Genomic DNA, 19061 nt, shown 5'->3' with positions numbered 1-19061 from the left:
AATAATGTATTGAAGTTTATTGGGTTTTTTAGCTGAGGCGTTGAGGGCCGGCGCGTATCCCTTGCGCCTGACTGATCCAGGCGGGAACGGTGAATACGGCCTGAGGCGTGAAATGGGCATACGTTACGCGCGACGCACTTGCCGGGGGCGTACCTTCCTGCGTCAGCATCGCGCTGAGCGTGTTCAGTAAGGCTAAATGGTGCGCCTGAAGCGGTAATGGTTCTTCAGCAACGGGCAGCGCCTGTGGCGCCATTGCGAAGGAAAGATGACGAATGACCGTACGAATAGCATGCTGATGCCAGTAATCGACGGTGAAATTGGGGCGACGATTGCTCGCTTCCAGCAGCGCCAGTTGGCTGAAATTAACTTTAACGCGTTGTTCGTGGCTACTGGCTGTCGCCTTTGCCGGCGTAGTCGGCTCAACGGCATTTCCGAGCGCGGGCAAGCCAAAACTCGCCGCGACCATCCCTAATAAGAGATGCGGCCAGAAGTAGCGTCTACCTAACTGTCGCCAGCGCGTCAGTATTCCACTCACGTTATTGCCATCCCAATCGTGTTATTCAAAACGTTTTTGCGCACAAATCTTATCATTAATGCGCAGGCACTACAGCAGTATTGATGAGAAGTTGCAGGTAAAAGTGCTTAAGAAAGCAGCGTTCGCACGGCATCGCGATTCAGTACGCGAAAGCACACAACCGAAAGGCGCTTTTGGCAACAGGCAGGGCAGAAAAATGCCAAAAAAAACGACTGGCTTACCTGGCCGGAGAGAGTGCCAGATTAACCAGTCGAATTTATGCGACAACCTGTGTCGTTATGCCAGTACGGTCGAAGGCGCTTTGAAAGCCAGCGGCAGTTCTGCGTCGTCCTGGAAGGTCACATATTCCCAGGCTTCCTGTTTTGCCAGGACAGCCTGCAGCAATTTGTTATTCAGCGCATGACCGGATTTGTACGCGGTAAATGCACCGATAATGTTGTGACCACACATGAACAGGTCGCCAATGGCGTCGAGCATTTTGTGACGAACGAATTCATCTTCAAAACGCAGGCCGTCTTCGTTCAGTACGCGATAATCGTCAACAACGATGGCACAATCGAAGCTACCGCCCAGGCACAGGCCTCGGGACTGCAGATATTCGATATCACGCATGAAACCGAAAGTACGCGCGCGGCTGATCTGGCGCATGAATGCATCAGCAGAGAAATTCATCGCATAGCGCTGAGTGCTGGAGTCGATCGCCGGATGGTTAAAGTCGATGGTGAAATCCAACGTAAAACCATTGTACGGTTTGAACTCGGCCCACTTGTCGCCATCTTCGACCCGAACGGTCTCTTTGATGCGAACAAATTTCTTGGCACTGTTCAGTTCTTCAATACCGGCATCAAGCAGCAGGTAGACAAACGGAGCAGCACTGCCATCCATGATCGGGATTTCCGGAGCATCGACTTCGATAACAATGTTATCGATACCCAGACCCGCCAGAGCAGCGTTAAGGTGCTCAACGGTTGAAATCCGTACATCATGCTCATTAACCAGACACGTACAGAGCATGGTATCACGCACAGATTTGGCATCGGCCGGGAAATCTACCGGTGGATTCAAGTCGGTGCGACGATAGATGACCCCGGTGTTGGCCGGCGCAGGGCGTAATGTCAGGGTGACTTTCTTGCCGGTATGTAAACCGACGCCAGTCGCCTGAACGATACGTTTAAGTGTCCTTTGTTTGATCATCGTATAATCTCGCCAAATTACCTATCCAACCGAAGTGTACTATACATTCGGTGGGCCAGTTTAGCACAAAGAGCCTCGAATCCCAAATTCCAGCCTATTCTTAATCGGCTTGCTTACGCAGGAACGCAGGGATATCCAGATAATCCGGCTCTTTCGCAGTTTGCGGCGTATTGTCGTTCACCACTTTCGCGACCGGTTTCTGCTCTTGCGTCAACGGCGCCATGCCATGCTGCTGGTAACGATCCATCACCGGTTGCTGCACCTGTTTGTTGGTGACCAGGGTGATTTCAGGACGCTTGTCCATACCGATACCGGTAGCAACAACGGTCACGCGCAGCTCGTCGTTCATATCCGGGTCCAGAGAGGTACCGATCACCACGGTCGCGTTATCCGATGCAAAGGCACGGATGGTGTTACCCACGGTTTCGAACTCATCCAGACGCAGGTCGAAGCCCGCAGTGATGTTGACCAGTACGCCACGCGCGCCGGACAGATCGATATCTTCCAGCAGCGGAGAAGAGATCGCCATTTCAGCGGCTTCTTCTGCACGGTCTTCACCGCTTGCCACGCCAGAACCCATCATCGCGTAGCCCATTTCGGACATCACGGTGCGCACGTCAGCAAAGTCGACGTTCATCAGGCCCGGACGGGTAATCAGTTCCGCGATGCCCTGAACTGCGCCTTTCAGCACGTCGTTCGCCGCGCCAAACGCGTCGAGCAGGGAGATACCACGTCCCAGGACTTTCAGCAGTTTGTCGTTCGGGATGGTGATCAGCGAGTCCACATGCTTGGACAGCTCAGTGATCCCCTGCTCCGCGAAAGCCATACGCTTTTTGCCTTCAAAATTGAAAGGCTTGGTCACGACCGCAACGGTCAGGATCCCTAAATCTTTCGCCACTTCAGCAACCACTGGCGCTGCACCGGTACCGGTACCGCCGCCCATGCCAGCTGCGATAAACACCATGTCTGCACCGTCAAGCGCTGCACGCAGAGCTTCACGATCTTCGTCTGCTGCATTGCGACCGACTTCCGGGTTCGCACCCGCACCCAGACCTTTGGTAATACCGCTACCGATCTGAATAGTCTGGCCAACCGCCGTCTTTCGCAACGCCTGAGCGTCGGTATTTACCGCGAAGAATTCAACACCCTCAATGCGCTCGCGCACCATGTGTTCAACGGCGTTACCGCCGCCGCCACCGACGCCGATGACTTTAATCACCGCGTCGTTGGTCAGTTCCATAGGTTCAAACATAGTTTCTCTCTCCGTTGTGCCTGTCGCCTGAGGCCGTAATTTTCGCCGGCCTCATAAAAAATTAAAACTCTTTTCGCAGCCAGCTATTAAGACGTTTAATCCAAGAGCCAACTGAAGCCGTAACACGCTTCTCTACTTCAGCTTCACCACTTAAATGGGACTCTTTCCCGTAGTGAAGCAGCCCCACCGCCGTTGAGTAATACGGCTCCTGAGCGTAATCCGTCAGACCGGTAATATTCAGCGGCGCGCCGATACGCACTTGCGTATGGAACACGCGCTGGGCACAGGCGGCAAGCCCTTCAATTTGCGCCGCGCCACCGGTCAGTACAATCCCCGCCGCCAGATGATGTTTCACACCCTGCTGGCGAAGCTGTTCCTGTAATTGCAATATCTCTTCGTTGACCAGGTTGAGCAGTTCGGTATAACGCGGCTCAATCACCTCTGCCAGCGTCTGTCGTTGCAGACTGCGCGGCGGACGCCCGCCCACGCTTGGCACTTCAACGCTTTCGTCTTTCCCGACGATGGATCCCAGCGCACAGCCGTGACGAACTTTAATCGCTTCGGCGTCGCTCGGCGGCGTACCGAAGGCATACGCAATGTCGCTGGTGACCACATTCCCTGCATAAGGGATCACTTTGGTGTGGCGCAAAGCCCCGCCAGTATAAACGGCGATGTCCATTGTACCACCACCAATATCGACGACGCAGACGCCCAGTTCGCGTTCATCTTCCGTCAATACGGAATAACTGGCCGCCAGTCCGGCGAATATCAGTTGGTCAACTTTCAGGCCACAACGTTCCACGGCTTTAACAATGTTCTTCGCCATATCGTTGTGGCAGGTGATCAAATGCACTTTAGCCTGCATACGCACACCGGAAAGACCGACCGGGTTTTTAATCCCTTCCTGATAGTCAATCGCATATTCCTGCGGGATGACGTGCAACACACGGTGCTCATCGCGAACGCGTACAGACTTCGCGGTATGCACGACGTTTTCCACGTCTTCCTGCGTCACTTCTTCTTCCGAAATCGGCACCATGCCAATTTCATTCTGACAGCTAATGTGTTTGCCCGAAAGCGCCAGATAGACCGAGGAGATTTGGCAATCTGCCATCAGTTCTGCCTGGTCAATGGCGCGCTGTACGCATTTCACCACGGATTCGAGGTCGTTAACCCCGCCTTTATCCATCCCCCGTGACGGGCAACTGCCCACGCCAATGATATTGACCATACCGTCGGGCAGAACTTCCCCTACTAAAGCGGCGACCTTCGCGGTGCCAATCTCCAGTCCAACTACCAGTTTTCTGTCCGTCGCCTTGATCATTGTTGTTCTGCCTGTACCTGATTCTGTTGCTGATTAGATTCCTCAGGAGGCAAGGGAACCCACCCTACTGCCGCTCCTGAGTCATAACGCAAATCAACGTAGCTAATCCGTTTGCCATCGGTTTGCGCCTGCTGCTGTAAAACTGGATACAGTTCTACAAAGCGAGCCAAACGTTTCATCGTGTCGCCCCTGCCAAGATTGAGCTTAATATCGTTATTAAGCGTCAACTGCCAGGAACGACGAGCGGTCATTGCCGCTTCCTTCAGGGTAAACCGGTCCTTCGCCAGCACCTGCGACATGTCACGATACCCTTGCAACACTTCACTCGCGCTGCCTTCCGGGCCAGATAACATGGGTAAAACCTGCTTGCTGGTGCGATCGGCCGGCACGCTGAAGGCATTTCCTTCGGCGTCTACCATATGCTGATCATTCCAACGCGCAATCGGCACATATTCAACCAGATGAATCTTCAATTCATCGGGCCATTGCTTTCTGACGCTGGCCTGCTTGATCCACGGCAAGCGTTCAATCTGACTCTGGATGATATTCACGTCCTGGGTCATGAAGGTGCCAGGCGCGCCCAGCGCCAGAATCGACTGGCGAATATCATCATTCTTCGTGTAATGGCGCTCACCGGTTAACACCAGCTTTGACAGCGGCAAACGCTGCGCATCTTCCATCCACCCCAACACCACCCAGCCGCTGACCAGCACGGTACACAGCACCGTCAGCAGGAAGAAAATACCTGCAAGACGCGTTCCATTATTGCGACGTGAGGAAGAAACCTCTTCATCACTGTTTCGCGTGTTCAGCGCAGCCTGCGACATATCAGTCCGCCAACTCCAGAATTCGTACCACCAACTGCGAGAAACTCATCCCCGCCTGACGCGCCGCCATCGGCACCAGGCTGTGGCTGGTCATACCCGGAGAGGTATTCGCTTCCAGCAGATAAAACTGGCCATCGTTATCCAGCATGACGTCAATGCGCCCCCAGCCTTTACAGCCCAGGGTTGTCCATGCTTTCAGCACGAATGCCTGTAAAATAGCCTCTTGTTCGCTTTCCAGACCTGCAGGGCAGAAATACTGTGTCTCATCAGACAGATACTTCGCCTCATAATCATAGAAGGTTCCGGCGGGTTGGATACGAGTTGCGGGTAAAATTTCTTCACCCAGTATCGCTACCGTAAATTCCGGACCGCTGAGCCATTTCTCGATCAGAACTTCTTCATCATGCTGAAATGCCAGCGTTAATGCATCCTGTAAAGCGTCATATTCTGACACTTTTGACATTCCCACGCTGGACCCTTCACAGCTGGGCTTCACAATCAGCGGTAAACCCAGCGCAGAAATTTGCGTAACCTGTTCTTCGTCAAGACCTTTTTCAAACTGAGATCGCGTCAGAGCTACCCATGGCGCGACGGGTAATCCCGCCCCCTGCCACAGCAACTTGCTGCGCAGTTTATCCATTGAGATCGCCGATGCCATTACGCCGCTGCCGGTATAAGGCAAGCCAACCAGCTCCAGCAGTCCCTGTAAGGTTCCGTCTTCCCCGCCGCGACCATGCAGGGCGATAAAGACTTTCTGAAAGCCCATCGACTTCAGCAGCGTAACGTCGACCTCTTTCGGATCGACCGGATGCGCATCCACGCCGCCTTCACGTAATCCGGCCAGCACTGCCGCGCCGGAATTCAGCGACACATCACGTTCAGCAGAGGTACCGCCCAGCAGGACCGCGATTTTATCAGCCATGTTGCTCGTCCTCCTGAATTTGCGGCTTCAGTTTGATTTCAGCTAAGGAACGCGCGATTTTGCCGATATTTCCCGCACCCTGAACCAGAATCAAATCATTGCCGGTTAATACCGGCGCCAGCATTTCTGCGACCTGCGCCGGATCGGAAACCAGAATCGGGTCGATTTTACCGCGACCACGAATAGTGCGGCACAGCGAACGGCTGTCCGCACCTGGAATAGGCGCTTCACCCGCCGCATACACATCCAGCATCAGCAACGCATCAACCTGGGTCAGCACGTTGGCAAAGTCGTCATACAGATCACGCGTACGCGTGAAACGGTGCGGCTGAAACAGCATCACCAGATTTTTGTCCGGCCAGCCCGCCCGTGCCGCTTTAATGGTCGCATCCACTTCCGTCGGGTGATGTCCGTAATCATCCACCAGCATTGCCGTACCGGCTTTACCGTTAACCGGCTCGAGCGGGTATTCACCGAGGAAGTCGAAGCGGCGCCCGGTACCCTGGAAGCTTTCCAGCGCGCGCAGGATCGCCTCGTCTGCAATACCTTCTTCCGTCGCAACCGCCACGGCCGCCGCCGCGTTCAGGGCGTTATGGCGACCTGGCGCATTCAGCGTGACGCGCAGGTCTTGCATCCCCTGGCGCAACAGAGTGAAGTGCCCCTGCGGACCCACCTGCTGATAATCTTGCACACGAACGTCAGCGTCATCGCTAAAGCCGTAAGTGGTCGTCTGACGGCCCACGCGCGGCAGTAGCTCGCGGATCACCGGGTCATCAACACACATCACCGCACGACCATAAAACGGCAGGTTATGCAGGAAGTTAATAAACGTCTGCTTTAAATTCTCGAAATCGCCATGGTAGGTATCCATGTGGTCGGCTTCGATGTTGGTGACAATCGCCACCATCGGCTGCAGATGGAGGAACGACGCGTCGCTCTCATCCGCTTCCGCAATTAAGTAACGGCTATGGCCCAGACGCGCATGCACGCCCGCCGCTTTCACCAGACCGCCGTTAACGAAGGTCGGGTCCAGTCCCGCTTCCGCGTAAATACTGGAGACCATCGCGGTGGTGGTCGTTTTACCGTGCGTCCCGGCAATCGCAATGCCGTGACGAAAACGCATCAGCTCCGCCAGCATCTCCGCGCGACGGATCACCGGAATGCGCGCTTCATGCGCCGCCACAATCTCCGGGTTATCGGCCGAGATGGCGCTGGAAACCACAACTACGCTCGCATCACGCACGTTTTCCGGGCGATGGTTGAAATAAATCGTTGCTCCCAGGTTCGTCAACTGCTGCGTCACCGGGTTTGGCGCTAAATCGGAACCACTGATCTGATACCCTTCATTGGCCAGAACTTCGGCAATACCGCCCATACCAGCACCACCGATGCCGACAAAGTGAATGTGCCGAACGCGACGCATTTCGGGCACGATGGAACGCAGTTTTGCCAGTTGTTGTGTATTCATTCTTTACGCCATTCACTTCTCAATTCATGCGATGCAAAAGGCACCGCTACAATTACGCCCGGGCAGCCCGGCTCACTTCATTTGCGACACGCTCGGTGGCATCCGGAATGGATGCAGCGCGGGCACGTTCTGCCATGGTTAACAAACTTTCTCGCGACCACCCGGACAGGGTGCTGGCGACGGCATCCACAGTAAACTGCGGCTGCTCGAGAATTTTGGCTGCGCCCGCTTTTTCCAGCGGCAGCGCATTCCAGTACTGCTGTCGATCTTTATGTTGAAACGGCACAAACAGCGCAGGTAAACCGGCGGCGGCAATTTCACTGACCGTCAATGCGCCAGAACGACAGACCACCACATCGGCCCACGCGTAGGCGGCCGCCATGTCATCAATAAATTCCGTCACCTTATGCTGCGGTTGTCCCGCATCGGCATAGGCCTGTTCTACGGTCTGCTGCGCGCCTTTCCCACTCTGATGCCAGATAGTCACCGCATCACCCAGTCTGCCGGCAACCTGCGGCAGGGTTTGATTCAGCACGCGAGCGCCCTGCGATCCCCCGACCACCAGCACACGAATCGGACCTTCGCGCCCGGTCAGACGATCCTGCGGCAGCGGCAGCGCCAGCACGTCGGTACGTACCGGGTTCCCGACCACTTCCGCATTCGGAAACGCACCAGGAAACGCCTGCATGACCTTCGTAGCAATTCTCGCCAGCCATTTATTCGTTAACCCGGCGATACCATTTTGCTCGTGCAGCACGACCGGAATGCCCAGTGACCACGCGGCCAGACCGCCGGGACCGGAAACATACCCGCCCATCCCCAGCACTACATCGGGTTTAAAACTTTTCATGATTGCGCGAGCCTGACGCCATGCGTTGAAAATACGCAACGGGGCGGCCAACAGCGCTTTCACGCCTTTTCCGCGCAACCCGGAAATACGGATGAAGTCAATATCGATGCCATGCTTAGGGACTAAATCCGCTTCCATACGGTCTGCGGTACCCAGCCAGCGAACTTCCCAGCCCTGGGACATTAAATGGTGCGCGACCGCCAGTCCCGGGAACACATGTCCGCCGGTACCGCCCGCCATCACCATTAACCGCTTCGCTTGACCACTCATCGTGAACCTCGTGTAAACGCCTGTGCTTTTTCCAGGCGCGTTTCATAATCAATTCGCAACAAAAACATGATGGCCGTCGACATAATCAGCAAACTCGAGCCACCGTAACTGATGAGCGGCAGCGTCAGACCTTTGGTTGGCAGCATGCCTGCCGCCGCGCCGACGTTCACCAGTGCCTGAAAACTAAACCAAATACCGATGGAACAGGCCAAAAATCCGGAAAAACGGTGGTCGATCTCCAGCGCTTTGCGGCCAATCGACATCGCGCGAAAAGCGACGAAGAATACCATTAAAAGCGCCAATACCACACCGATATAACCCAGTTCTTCCCCAATGATGGCGAAGATAAAGTCGGTATGCGCTTCCGGCAAATACTCCAGTTTCTGTACCGAGTTGCCCAGTCCCTGTCCCCACATCTCACCGCGACCGAACGCCATCAGTGACTGGGTAAGCTGGTATCCGCTACCAAACGGATCTTCCCATGGGTTCCAGAACGAGGTTACGCGGCGAATACGATACGGTTCGGCGAGAATCAGCAGCACGACCGCTGAAATCCCCATGCCGATGATGGCAATGAACTGCCACAACTTCGCCCCGGCCAGAAACAGCATCGCCAGCGTGGTCACGAACAGCACCACCACCGTACCGAGGTCCGGCTGCGCCAGCAGCAGGATCGCCAGTACCAGAATCACGCCCATCGGCTTCAGGAAGCCGCGCAGGTTATTACGAACTTCGTCAACCTTGCGCACCAGGTAGTTCGCCAGATAGCAGAACAGCGACAGCTTGGTAAATTCCGCGGGCTGAATACGCAGCGGACCTAATGCGATCCAACGCGATGCCCCGTTCACCGAACTGCCCACTACCAGCACGATCAACAGCATAATGATCGAGGCGATCAGCATCGTCGTGCTGTACTTCTGCCAGAACTCCATAGGCAGACGCAGCGTGATCATCGCCAGACAAAATGCCAGAAAAATATAGAGCGCATCACGCTTGGCAAACAGGAACGGATCGCCCGCCAGACGTTGACCTACCGGCATGGATGCCGACGTCACCATGATAAAACCGATCGCCGCGAGGCCTAACGTCAGCCACAGCAGCACGCGATCGTACATGATCAGACTGTCGGAATCCTTATCCCGCGAGCCCATCACCCAGCCTTTAAGCGCCGCAAAGATCCATCCCAGGATTCCAAGTCCCGGCAGGCGCGGCAGTCTCAGGCGAGGGAGAGATAAACGCATCAACCCAACTCCTTCGCCAGACGGGTGAAGACATCGCCCCGTTGTTCAAAATTCTTAAACTGATCGAGGCTGGCGCAGGCCGGAGACAACAACACCATATCGCCCGCCTGCAGACGCGGCGCCAGCAGACGCATCGCCTCTTCCATCGTGTCGGTTTGTTCCGCAATTTCCGGACGCAGCGCCGCCAGTTGCGCGCCATCGCGACCGAAACAGTACAAACGCACGCGATCGCCTTCCAGATAACGACTCAGCGAAGAGAAGTCCGCCGATTTACCATCGCCGCCCAGCAACAGATGCAGCGTACCGTCAACATGCAGGCCATTCAGCGCCGCTTCGGTGCTGCCGACGTTGGTCGCTTTCGAGTCGTTAATCCAGCGCACGCCGTTATGGTTCAGCGCTAACTGGAAGCGATGCGCCAGCCCGGTGAACGTCGTCAGCGCTTTCAGGCTGCTGGCGCGCGGTAAACCAGCCGCATCTGCCAGCGCCAGCGCCGCCAGGGCGTTGGTGTAGTTATGCTGGCCGGAAAGCTTCATCTCTTTCACGTTCAGCACTTTTTCCCCCTTCACCCGCAGCCAGGTTTCGCCCTGCTGACGGTTAAGGTGGTAATCGCCCATGTTGACGCCAAAGCTCACACAGCGCTCGTCGGCGCCACGAATCGGCATCGTCAACGCATCATCAGCATTGACCACACAGACTTTCGCATTCTCGTAAACGCGCAGTTTTGCCGCGCGATACTGTTGTAAACCAAACGGATACCGATCCATGTGATCTTCGGTCACGTTCAGAATGGTGGCCGCAGCCGCCTGCAGGCTGAACGTGGTTTCCAGCTGGAAGCTAGAGAGTTCAAGGACATACAATTCGCGTTCTGCATCCAGCAGCATCAAGGCGGGCAGGCCAATGTTGCCGCCAACGCCGACGTTCACTCCTGCCGCTTTCGCCATTTCACCCACCAGCGTCGTGACGGTGCTTTTCCCGTTCGAACCGGTGATCGCCACAATCGGTGCCTGCGCTTCACGGCAGAACAACTCGATATCGCCAACAATCTCAACGCCCGCATCAGCCGCTGCGCTCAGTGACGGATGCGCAAGGGCGATACCAGGGCTTGCCACAATCAGATCCGCCGCCAGCAACCAGTCATCGTTCAGACTGCCGACATGACGCTCTACCGCCTCCGGTAACTTTTCCAGTCCCGGTGGTGTCGCACGGGTATCCATCACGCGAGGGGTCACGCCACGAGCGAGGAAAAAGTCCACGCAAGAGAGTCCGGTTAATCCCAGACCGATAATGACGACGTTTTTACCCTGGTAATCAGCCATGATTAACGTACCTTCAGCGTTGCCAGCCCAATCAGGACCAGCATCAGCGAAATAATCCAGAAGCGCACAATCACGCGCGGTTCCGGCCAGCCTTTCAGTTCATAGTGGTGATGAATCGGCGCCATGCGGAAGATACGCTGACCACGCAGCTTGAAGGAACCGACCTGCAATATCACCGACAGGGTCTCCACCACAAATACCCCGCCCATGATCACCAGCAGGAACTCCTGACGCAGCAGCACGGCGATAATGCCAAGCGCGCCGCCCAGCGCCAGCGATCCGACGTCGCCCATGAAGACCTGCGCCGGATAGGTGTTAAACCACAGGAAACCTAAGCCCGCGCCGACAATCGCCGTACAGACGATCACCAGTTCGCCGGCATGACGTAAGTACGGAATATGCAGATAGTTGGCAAAATTCATGTTACCGGTCGCCCACGCCACCAGCGCGAATCCCCCCGCGACGAAGACGGTTGGCATAATCGCCAGGCCATCCAGGCCGTCAGTCAGGTTCACCGCGTTGCCGGTGCCGACAATCACGAAATATGCCAGCAGAACGTAGAACAGCCCCAGTTGCGGCATGACGTCTTTGAAGAACGGCACCACCAGCTCTGTCGCCGGCGTGTCTTTCCCGGCGAGGTACAGTGCGAAAGCAACGCCCAGCGCAATGACTGACATCCAGAAGTATTTCCAGCGCGCAATCAGGCCTTTGGTGTCTTTGCGGACCACTTTGCGGTAGTCATCGACGAAGCCGATAATGCCGTAACCAATCAGCACCACCAACACGCACCAGACGTACGGGTTTGACGGATAGGCCCACAGCAGAACGGAAATAACGATCGCCGTCAGGATCATGATCCCGCCCATCGTCGGCGTGCCGCGCTTGCTGAAGTGGGACTCCGGACCATCGTTACGTACGACCTGGCCGAAAGAGAGTTTTTGCAGACGGGCGATCATGCGCGGGCCCATCCACAATGAGATGAACAGCGCGGTCAGCAGGCTGACAATGGCGCGAAACGTCAGATAGGAAAAGACGTTAAAGCCGGAATAATATTTGACCAAATGTTCGGCCAGCCAAACTAGCATGATCCTTTCTCCTGTAATGCGCGTACGACCTCTTCCATGGCGGCACTACGTGAACCCTTCACCAAAATGGTAATAATCTGTTGCTCTGCAATCAGCGCCTGCAGACGCGCGATCAGCGCGGGTTTATCCGCAAAATGTTCGCCGACGCCACTGGTATCGCTGATAGCCTTGCTCAGTTTCCCTGAACTCAATACGCAGTCGATGCCTGCCGCTTTCGCCGCCTCACCGACCTGCACGTGGCAGGCTTCGCTTTCTGCGCCCAGCTCGGCCATATCGCCGACAACCAGCACACGGTAACCCGGCATTTCGGACAGTACCTGTACCGCGGCGGTCATTGACCCGACGTTAGCGTTATACGAATCATCGAGCAGCAGTTGGTTTTCCGCTAACTGGACAGGGAACAGACGCCCCGGTACCGCTTTTAAATTCGCCAGACCGGTTTTGATCGCCTCCAGCGTCGCGCCAACAGCCATCGACAGCGCCGCCGCCGCCAGTGCATTGGCGATATTGTGACGCCCGGGCAACGGCAGCAGTACATCAATGCTTCCGCCAGGCGTTTGCAGTAAAAATTCGGTGCCATGTGACGTCACATGCACATTGGTGGCGGTGAAATCGCTGTTGGCGGCATTCGGTGAAAAGCGCCAGACTTTTCGATCGCCGATGATGTTTTGCCAGTTCAGCCAGTCATTGTTATCGGCATTCATAATGGCAATGCCGTTTTCAGGCAGACCGGTAAAGATTTCGCCTTTCGCTTTCGCCACTCCCGCCAGCGAGCCGAAGCCTTCCAGATGCGCCGCCGCCAGGTTGTTGACCAGTGCCGCTTCCGGGCGCGTCAGGCCGACGGTCCAGGCGATTTCGCCCTGGTGGTTAGCGCCTAATTCAATCACCGCGTAGTCAACATCCGCGGTTAAGCGCAGCAGCGTCATCGGTACACCGATATCGTTGTTAAGATTGCCTGCGGTATAGAGCGTGTTACCACACTGGCTTAGCATCGCCGCCGCCATCTCTTTCACAGAGGTTTTACCGGACGAACCGGTTAATGCCACCACGCGCGCCGGAACCTGCGCGCGAACCCACGCAGCCAGTTCGCCGAAGGCCAGACGGGTGTCTTGCACAATCACCTGCGGCAAATCAACTGCCAGCGGACGGCTGACCAACAGCGCGCCTGCCCCGCCTTCTTTTGCCTGTTCGGCAAAATCGTGAGCATCAAAACGTTCGCCTTTGAGCGCCACAAACAGGCAGCCCGGCGTCAGCTTACGCGTATCGGTGGTGACGGCATCGAGGGACAGATCGTTCCCTTTCAGTTCGCCGCCGAGAATACCGGCGAGCTGGCTGAGCGTTACGCGAATCATGCGATCACCCCCAGCAGGCGCGCCGCGGTTACGCGGTCGGAATAGTCGAGACGCTGCGTACCGACAATCTGGTAATCCTCGTGGCCTTTACCCGCCACCAGCACTACATCGTTATCTTTCGCCTGCATAATGGCATTGGTCACCGCTTCGGCGCGGCCTTCCATCACTTTTGCCCGACCGGCATCCAGCATGCCTGCCAGAATGTCGTCGATAATGGCGCGCGGCTCTTCAGTACGCGGGTTGTCGTCCGTTACGACCACAACATCGGCGAACTCTTCGGCAATCGCCCCCATCAGCGGGCGCTTTCCTTTGTCACGATCGCCGCCGCAGCCAAAGACGCACCAGAGTTGCCCGGTGCAGTGCAGACGCGCCGCCTGCAGCGCTTTTTCCAGCGCATCAGGGGTATGGGCATAATCGACGACTACGGTGGTTTTACCCGGCGCGCTAAAGACTTCCATACGCCCGCAAACCGGTTGCAGACGCGCGGCGGTTTTCAGTAAGTCAGCCAGTGGATAGCCCAGCGCCAGCAGCGTGGCCAGCGCCAGCAGCAGATTGCTGACGTTAAACGCGCCCATCAGACGACTTTCAATCTCACCCTCGCCCCAGCTTGAGGCAAAGCGGATGGTCGCGCCGCTGTCGTGATAATTCACCTCAACGGCCTTCAGCCAACGACCATGACAGTTAGGGTTGATATGATCTTCCATGGAGACGGCCACGGCATCCGGCAGATTCGCCAGCCAACGGCGACCGACTTCATCATCCGCGTTGATAATCGCCTGTCCACAATGGTGCGTAGAGAAAAGCAGCCATTTCGCGGCTTCGTAATGCTCCATGTCACCGTGATAATCCAGATGGTCACGGCTTAAATTGGTAAACACCGAAGCGGCAAATTTCAGCGCGGCGACGCGATGCTGCACCAGACCGTGGGAAGAGACTTCCATCGCGCATAAGGTCGCGCCCTGATCAACCAGTCCCGCCAGCACTTGCTGAACGTCTACCGCCGAGCCGGTGGTATTTTCCGTTGGGATCACTTTACCGAGCAGGCCGTTACCGACCGTGCCCATCACTGCGCTGGTTTCGCCGAGCAGTTGGCTCCACTGCGCCAGCAGTTGGGTCGTGGTGGTTTTACCGTTCGTGCCGGTGACGCCGACCAGACGCATGTTTTCAGATGGCTCGTGATAAAAGCGGCCCGCCAGCGCAGATAAACGCTCGTTAAGCTGGCTGAGATAGATAACCGGTACGCCGTGCATTTCACGCACTTCGCCGTCGATTGCCTCGTCTTTCGCCTCTGCAATAATGGCAGCCACACCTTGCGCTATCGCCTGCGGGATATATCGACGCCCGTCCGCCTGATGACCCACCACTGCCACAAAGAGATCGCCCGACGCAGCCACACGGCTGTCGAGTGTCATCTCTCGCAGTTCTCGCGCAGGTAAACCTGATACCCACGGAGCAAGAAGGTCGCGCAAATTACGATCTGCCACCTGTTCCCTCGCCTTGATTAATTACGAATTCACTTTTTTCGCCCGTTGCCAGCGCATCCGGTTCGATGTTCATGGTGCGCAGAACGCCGCCCATGATGGCACCGAATACCGGCGCGGAAACGGCGCCGCCGTAGTATTTACCCGCCTGCGGATCGTTGATAACAACAACCAGCGCGAAGCGCGGCTGACTCGCAGGCGCAACGCCTGCGGTATAAGCAATGTATTTGTTGATATAGCGGCCATCCGGACCGACTTTCTTCGCGGTACCGGTTTTAATGGCGATACGATAACCTTTAATCGCCGCCTTCACCCCGCCGCCGCCAGGCAGCGCCACGCTTTCCATCATGTGCACAACGGTACGTACGGTCGATTCCGGGAAAATGCGCTCGCCGGGAACCGGGGGGTCAACTTTGGTAATCGACAGCGGACGATAAACGCCATAGCTGCCAATCGTTGCGTAGACTCGCGCTAACTGTAACGGGGTTACCATTAGCCCGTAGCCGAAAGAGAAGGTGGCCCTCTCTATGTCAGACCACCGTTGTTTTTGAGGATATAAGCCACTGCGTTCTCCGACCAACCCCAAATTGGTCGCCTTTCCTAGCCCAAAACGTGAGTAAGTATCTACTAACGCTGAGGACGGCATCGCTAACGCCAGCTTAGAAACACCGACGTTACTCGACTTCTGTAAAACCCCGGTCAGGGTCAATTCGCTGTAGCGCGCCACGTCTTTGATTTCGTGGCCGTTAATTCGGTAGGGCACGGTATTGAGCACGCTGTTTTCCCGCACCACACCACGCTGGAGCGCGGTCATCACCACCATCGGTTTGACGGTAGAACCCGGCTCGAAAACGTCGGTAATGGTACGGTTACGCATCGCGTCTTTTGGCGTGCCGCTCAGGTTGTTCGGGTTGTAGGACGGGCTGTTCGCCATTGCCAGCACTTCACCGGTGCTCACATCAACCAGCACCGCGCTCCCGGATTCCGCCTTGTTAAACGCCACCGCATTGTTCAGTTCGCGATACACCAACGCCTGCAGGCGTTCGTCAATGCTCAGCGCGAGGTTATGCGCTGCCTGGCTGTCGGTAGAAGAGATATCTTCAATGACGCGACCGTAGCGGTCTTTACGCACAATACGCTCGCCCGGTTGACCGGTGAGCCATTTGTCAAAACTCTTCTCAACGCCTTCAATCCCCTGGCTATCCACGTTGGTGAAACCAATGAGGTGAGCGGTCACTTCGCCGGAAGGATAGTAACGACGGGACTCTTCGCGCAGATAAATGCCCGGCAGCTTCAGCTTTTTGATGTAATCCGCCATATCCGGGTTTAACTGACGCGCCAGATAGATAAAACGCCCTTTTGGGTTAGCATTGATCCGGGCAGACAGTTGATCGAGGGGGATATTCAGAGCGGTGGAGAGCGCTCGCCAGCGGTCGCCAACGGTAATACCCCCGGCTTCATGCACCTCTTTCGGATCGGCCCAGATAGCTTTCACTGGCACGCTGACGGCCAGCGGACGGCCCGAACGGTCGGTGATCATACCGCGCGACGTTGCCACTTCCTGTACGCGCAGCGAACGCATGTCACCCTGACGGACCAGCATGTCCGGCGCGATAATCTGCAGCCAGGCGACACGGCCCAGCAGGAAACCCAGCGCCAGTAAAATGCAGCCGCACAGCAACGCAAAACGCCAACTGATAAAGTTGGCCTGTTCTTCCTGACGTTTTGGTTTTAGCGTTTTTGCCGCTGCTTTCATGCGTCGCGTTTTTCCTTATTTTTGCACTACGATATTTTCTTGTGAGGGATCAACATGCTGCATTTGCAGCTTCTCCGTTGCGATCCGTTCCACCCGGCTATGATCGCCGAGGGCATTCTCCTCAAGGATCAGGTTGCGCCACTCGATATCCAGCGCATCGCGCTCCAGAACCAGTTGTTCACGTTGCGCAGTCAGTAATCGTGTGTGGTGTGCGGTCGTGACCACCGTCACCGCCGTCACAATGATGCAAATGAACAGGCAGAGTGGCAGCTTCCCAAATCGCAAAAGATCGTCACCGATCACGCCAGGCAAAGCATGGCGCTCGTTGCTTCCAATCGATCCCTTAACTTTGCTGAGGGCCTCTGTCACTCTGCTGATCATGCGTTCGTCCTCTCTGCAATACGCAGAACTGAACTACGGGCACGAGGATTCTCTGCAACCTCTTCTTCACCCGGCATCAACTTGCCTAATGCTCTTAGCTCACGACCGCCCAGTTTTTTGAGCTGCTCTTCCGTCATCGGTAATCCGGCCGGAACCTGCGGACCGCGGCTTTGCTCACGCATAAAGCGTTTCACAATGCGGTCTTCCAGCGAGTGGAAACTGATGACAGAAAGCCGCCCACCCGGGGCCAGCACGCTGAGCGAGCTTTTTAGCGCCTGCTCTATCTCCTCCAGTTCACTGTTCACCCAGATGCGCACCGCCTGGAAGGTACGGGTCGCGGGATGTTTGAATTTGTCCTTCACCGGCGTTGCCGCCGCGACCACTTCCGCCAGTTCTTTGGTGCGGGTCATGGGCTGTTCGCGGTTGCGCTCAACGATGGCGCGGGCAATACGTTTGGCAAAACGCTCTTCGCCAAAGGTCTTCAGCACCCAGGCGATATCGGCTTCTTCTGCGATTTGCAGCCATTCGGCAGCCGACTGGCCGCGAGTGGGATCCATGCGCATATCCAGCGGGCCGTCACGCATGAAAGAGAAACCGCGCTCAGCGTCGTCAAGCTGCGGTGAAGAGACGCCAAGATCGAGAAGAATCCCGTCGATCTTGCCGGTCAGTTCGCGCTCGCCAACATAGTCAGCCAGCGCGGAGAAAGGTCCATGAATGATGGAGAAGCGAGGATCATTGATGGTCTGGGCGACGGCGATCGCCTGCGGATCGCGATCGATTGCCAGCAGACGTCCCTCTTCGCCAAGCTGCGAGAGAATGAGACGCGAGTGACCACCGCGACCAAATGTTCCATCAATGTAGATGCCATCAGGGCGAATATTCAGACCGTTTACGGCCTCGTCCAGCAGCACCGTGGTGTGTTTAAAATTTTCCATCATCTTATAGAGACAAGTCCTGCAGGCGCTCCGACAACGTCCCGGTCGCACTCTGCTCAGCGTCGATATCTTCCTTGACCTGTTGATACCAGGTCGTTTCATCCCACAGTTCAAATTTGTTGAACTGTCCAACCAGCATCACTTCTTTTGTCAGCCCGGCATGTTGCCGCAGGACAGGCGCCACCAGTAATCGCCCGGCGCTGTCCATCTGACATTCGCTGGCATGCCCCAACAGTAAACGCTGCACGCGGCGCTCTACCGGGTTCATGCTCGACAGACGCGATAATTTTTGCTCGATAATTTCCCATTCAGGCAGGGGGTAAAGCAGCAGGCACGGGTGATGGATGTCAATGGTACAAACCATTTGACCGGTAGCGCTCTCGATCAGTTGATCCCGGTAACGGGTAGGCACAGATAAGCGCCCTTTACTGTCGAGATTGACTAACGTTGCTCCCCGGAACATGCCAGTCTCCCCCCTCATTACCACTTTGCCCCACAAATTCCCACTCAAAGGAGTTTACGGAGCGGAGGAAAAGCTTGTCAAGCGAGTCACAACGCTTACCTGAGTAAAAAACCCAATGTTTACGGCTAATATCAGCGTTGATTAAATTCCGTCCAACGAACGAAGCAAATTAACGTCATGAATATTTGTAAGAAAAAAATCCCAAAACTCATCACCGTTTTAAAACGAACAATTATTCTCAGAAGGGAATATAAAGTGTCAGTTTGCGACGCGAGCGGCATTTTAGGACATATTGCATCATGAATACAGTCCCTGTTTATGGCTGCTAACACCGCACACCGACAAGCCCGCCGAGACATTCGCGCTGCGGCGACAAAAAGTGTTTGTTAATTCGGCAATTCACGACAAG

At 55.9% G+C, this 19061-nt stretch carries 17 protein-coding genes; all 17 read right to left on the bottom strand.

Features of this window, described 5'->3' with window-relative positions; genetic code table 11:
• Window positions 1-28 precede the first annotated feature (28 nt).
• The gene (gene secM, locus AL479_RS13550) at window positions 29-535 is read right to left on the bottom strand and encodes a secA translation cis-regulator SecM (RefSeq protein ID WP_061076427.1); all 507 of its coding nucleotides are present in this window, start codon (window positions 533-535) and stop codon (window positions 29-31) included.
• 276 nt (window positions 536-811) lie between these two features.
• The gene (gene lpxC, locus AL479_RS13545) at window positions 812-1729 is read right to left on the bottom strand and encodes a UDP-3-O-acyl-N-acetylglucosamine deacetylase (protein WP_061076426.1); all 918 of its coding nucleotides are present in this window, start codon (window positions 1727-1729) and stop codon (window positions 812-814) included.
• A gap of 100 nt (window positions 1730-1829) precedes the next feature.
• Window positions 1830-2981: a cell division protein FtsZ gene (gene ftsZ / locus AL479_RS13540; RefSeq protein WP_004857884.1), complete on the bottom strand. Its 1152-nt coding sequence runs from the start codon at window positions 2979-2981 to the stop codon at window positions 1830-1832.
• 61 nt (window positions 2982-3042) lie between these two features.
• Window positions 3043-4305: a cell division protein FtsA gene (ftsA, locus tag AL479_RS13535; protein ID WP_003018755.1), complete on the bottom strand. Its 1263-nt coding sequence runs from the start codon at window positions 4303-4305 to the stop codon at window positions 3043-3045.
• Window positions 4302-5132, bottom strand: a complete 831-nt coding sequence (ftsQ, locus tag AL479_RS13530; protein ID WP_042997932.1) for a cell division protein FtsQ — start codon at window positions 5130-5132, stop codon at window positions 4302-4304. Before ftsQ ends, ftsA begins: the two co-directional genes overlap by 4 nt.
• A gap of 1 nt (window position 5133) precedes the next feature.
• Complete coding sequence (locus AL479_RS13525) at window positions 5134-6054, bottom strand: D-alanine--D-alanine ligase (RefSeq protein ID WP_061076425.1); 921 nt, start codon at window positions 6052-6054, stop codon at window positions 5134-5136.
• On the bottom strand, window positions 6047-7522 hold the full coding sequence (gene murC, locus AL479_RS13520) for a UDP-N-acetylmuramate--L-alanine ligase (RefSeq protein ID WP_061076424.1): 1476 nt from the start codon (window positions 7520-7522) through the stop codon (window positions 6047-6049). Before murC ends, AL479_RS13525 begins: the two co-directional genes overlap by 8 nt.
• A 52-nt stretch (window positions 7523-7574) precedes the next feature.
• Window positions 7575-8642 (bottom strand): undecaprenyldiphospho-muramoylpentapeptide beta-N-acetylglucosaminyltransferase, encoded by a 1068-nt coding sequence (gene murG, locus AL479_RS13515; RefSeq protein ID WP_061076423.1) that lies wholly within the window; start codon window positions 8640-8642, stop codon window positions 7575-7577.
• The gene (gene ftsW / locus AL479_RS13510) at window positions 8639-9883 is read right to left on the bottom strand and encodes a cell division protein FtsW (protein ID WP_061076422.1); all 1245 of its coding nucleotides are present in this window, start codon (window positions 9881-9883) and stop codon (window positions 8639-8641) included. Before ftsW ends, murG begins: the two co-directional genes overlap by 4 nt.
• Entirely contained in the window at window positions 9883-11199 is a 1317-nt protein-coding gene (gene murD, locus AL479_RS13505) for a UDP-N-acetylmuramoyl-L-alanine--D-glutamate ligase (protein ID WP_061076421.1), read from the bottom strand. Before murD ends, ftsW begins: the two co-directional genes overlap by 1 nt.
• Before the next feature lie 2 nt (window positions 11200-11201).
• Entirely contained in the window at window positions 11202-12284 is a 1083-nt protein-coding gene (mraY, locus tag AL479_RS13500; RefSeq protein WP_042997938.1) for a phospho-N-acetylmuramoyl-pentapeptide-transferase, read from the bottom strand.
• Complete coding sequence (gene murF, locus AL479_RS13495; RefSeq protein WP_061076420.1) at window positions 12278-13636, bottom strand: UDP-N-acetylmuramoyl-tripeptide--D-alanyl-D-alanine ligase; 1359 nt, start codon at window positions 13634-13636, stop codon at window positions 12278-12280. The genes mraY and murF overlap by 7 nt, the downstream gene beginning before the upstream one ends.
• Window positions 13633-15120 carry a UDP-N-acetylmuramoyl-L-alanyl-D-glutamate--2,6-diaminopimelate ligase gene (murE, locus tag AL479_RS13490; protein ID WP_061076419.1) on the bottom strand — a complete coding sequence of 496 codons (1488 nt, stop codon included), beginning with the start codon at window positions 15118-15120 and terminating at the stop codon, window positions 13633-13635. Before murE ends, murF begins: the two co-directional genes overlap by 4 nt.
• Window positions 15107-16873: a peptidoglycan glycosyltransferase FtsI gene (ftsI, locus tag AL479_RS13485; RefSeq protein WP_042997941.1), complete on the bottom strand. Its 1767-nt coding sequence runs from the start codon at window positions 16871-16873 to the stop codon at window positions 15107-15109. The genes murE and ftsI overlap by 14 nt, the downstream gene beginning before the upstream one ends.
• Window positions 16874-16888: 15 nt before the next feature.
• Window positions 16889-17254, bottom strand: coding sequence for a cell division protein FtsL (ftsL, locus tag AL479_RS13480; protein ID WP_012904474.1), 366 nt, complete (start codon window positions 17252-17254; stop codon window positions 16889-16891).
• Window positions 17251-18192: a 16S rRNA (cytosine(1402)-N(4))-methyltransferase RsmH gene (rsmH, locus tag AL479_RS13475; RefSeq protein WP_061076418.1), complete on the bottom strand. Its 942-nt coding sequence runs from the start codon at window positions 18190-18192 to the stop codon at window positions 17251-17253. Before rsmH ends, ftsL begins: the two co-directional genes overlap by 4 nt.
• Before the next feature lies 1 nt (window position 18193).
• Window positions 18194-18652, bottom strand: a complete 459-nt coding sequence (gene mraZ, locus AL479_RS13470) for a division/cell wall cluster transcriptional repressor MraZ (RefSeq protein WP_044255498.1) — start codon at window positions 18650-18652, stop codon at window positions 18194-18196.
• Window positions 18653-19061 lie beyond the last annotated feature (409 nt).

Origin of the sequence: Citrobacter amalonaticus, assembly GCF_001559075.2 — a bacterium.
Lineage (GTDB): Bacteria > Pseudomonadota > Gammaproteobacteria > Enterobacterales > Enterobacteriaceae > Citrobacter_A > Citrobacter_A amalonaticus_F.
Note: the sequence above shows the minus strand (reverse complement) of the source record. Positions and strands in the feature narration are given on the sequence as shown.

What these genes read in the sequence shown, in the direction of transcription:
- ftsA (WP_003018755.1), bottom strand. Translation starts at nt 4,305, where the DNA reads ATGATCAAGGCGACGGACAGAAAACTGGTAGTTGGACTGGAGATTGGC.
- murC (WP_061076424.1), bottom strand. Translation starts at nt 7,522, where the DNA reads ATGAATACACAACAACTGGCAAAACTGCGTTCCATCGTGCCCGAAATG.
- murG (WP_061076423.1), bottom strand. Translation starts at nt 8,642, where the DNA reads ATGAGTGGTCAAGCGAAGCGGTTAATGGTGATGGCGGGCGGTACCGGC.
- murF (WP_061076420.1), bottom strand. Translation starts at nt 13,636, where the DNA reads ATGATTCGCGTAACGCTCAGCCAGCTCGCCGGTATTCTCGGCGGCGAA.
- ftsI (WP_042997941.1), bottom strand. Translation starts at nt 16,873, where the DNA reads ATGAAAGCAGCGGCAAAAACGCTAAAACCAAAACGTCAGGAAGAACAG.
- ftsL (WP_012904474.1), bottom strand. Translation starts at nt 17,254, where the DNA reads ATGATCAGCAGAGTGACAGAGGCCCTCAGCAAAGTTAAGGGATCGATT.
- ftsZ (WP_004857884.1), bottom strand. Translation starts at nt 2,981, where the DNA reads ATGTTTGAACCTATGGAACTGACCAACGACGCGGTGATTAAAGTCATC.
- lpxC (WP_061076426.1), bottom strand. Translation starts at nt 1,729, where the DNA reads ATGATCAAACAAAGGACACTTAAACGTATCGTTCAGGCGACTGGCGTC.
- mraZ (WP_044255498.1), bottom strand. Translation starts at nt 18,652, where the DNA reads ATGTTCCGGGGAGCAACGTTAGTCAATCTCGACAGTAAAGGGCGCTTA.
- ftsW (WP_061076422.1), bottom strand. Translation starts at nt 9,883, where the DNA reads ATGCGTTTATCTCTCCCTCGCCTGAGACTGCCGCGCCTGCCGGGACTT.
- AL479_RS13525 (WP_061076425.1), bottom strand. Translation starts at nt 6,054, where the DNA reads ATGGCTGATAAAATCGCGGTCCTGCTGGGCGGTACCTCTGCTGAACGT.
- mraY (WP_042997938.1), bottom strand. Translation starts at nt 12,284, where the DNA reads ATGCTAGTTTGGCTGGCCGAACATTTGGTCAAATATTATTCCGGCTTT.
- ftsQ (WP_042997932.1), bottom strand. Translation starts at nt 5,132, where the DNA reads ATGTCGCAGGCTGCGCTGAACACGCGAAACAGTGATGAAGAGGTTTCT.
- rsmH (WP_061076418.1), bottom strand. Translation starts at nt 18,192, where the DNA reads ATGATGGAAAATTTTAAACACACCACGGTGCTGCTGGACGAGGCCGTA.
- murD (WP_061076421.1), bottom strand. Translation starts at nt 11,199, where the DNA reads ATGGCTGATTACCAGGGTAAAAACGTCGTCATTATCGGTCTGGGATTA.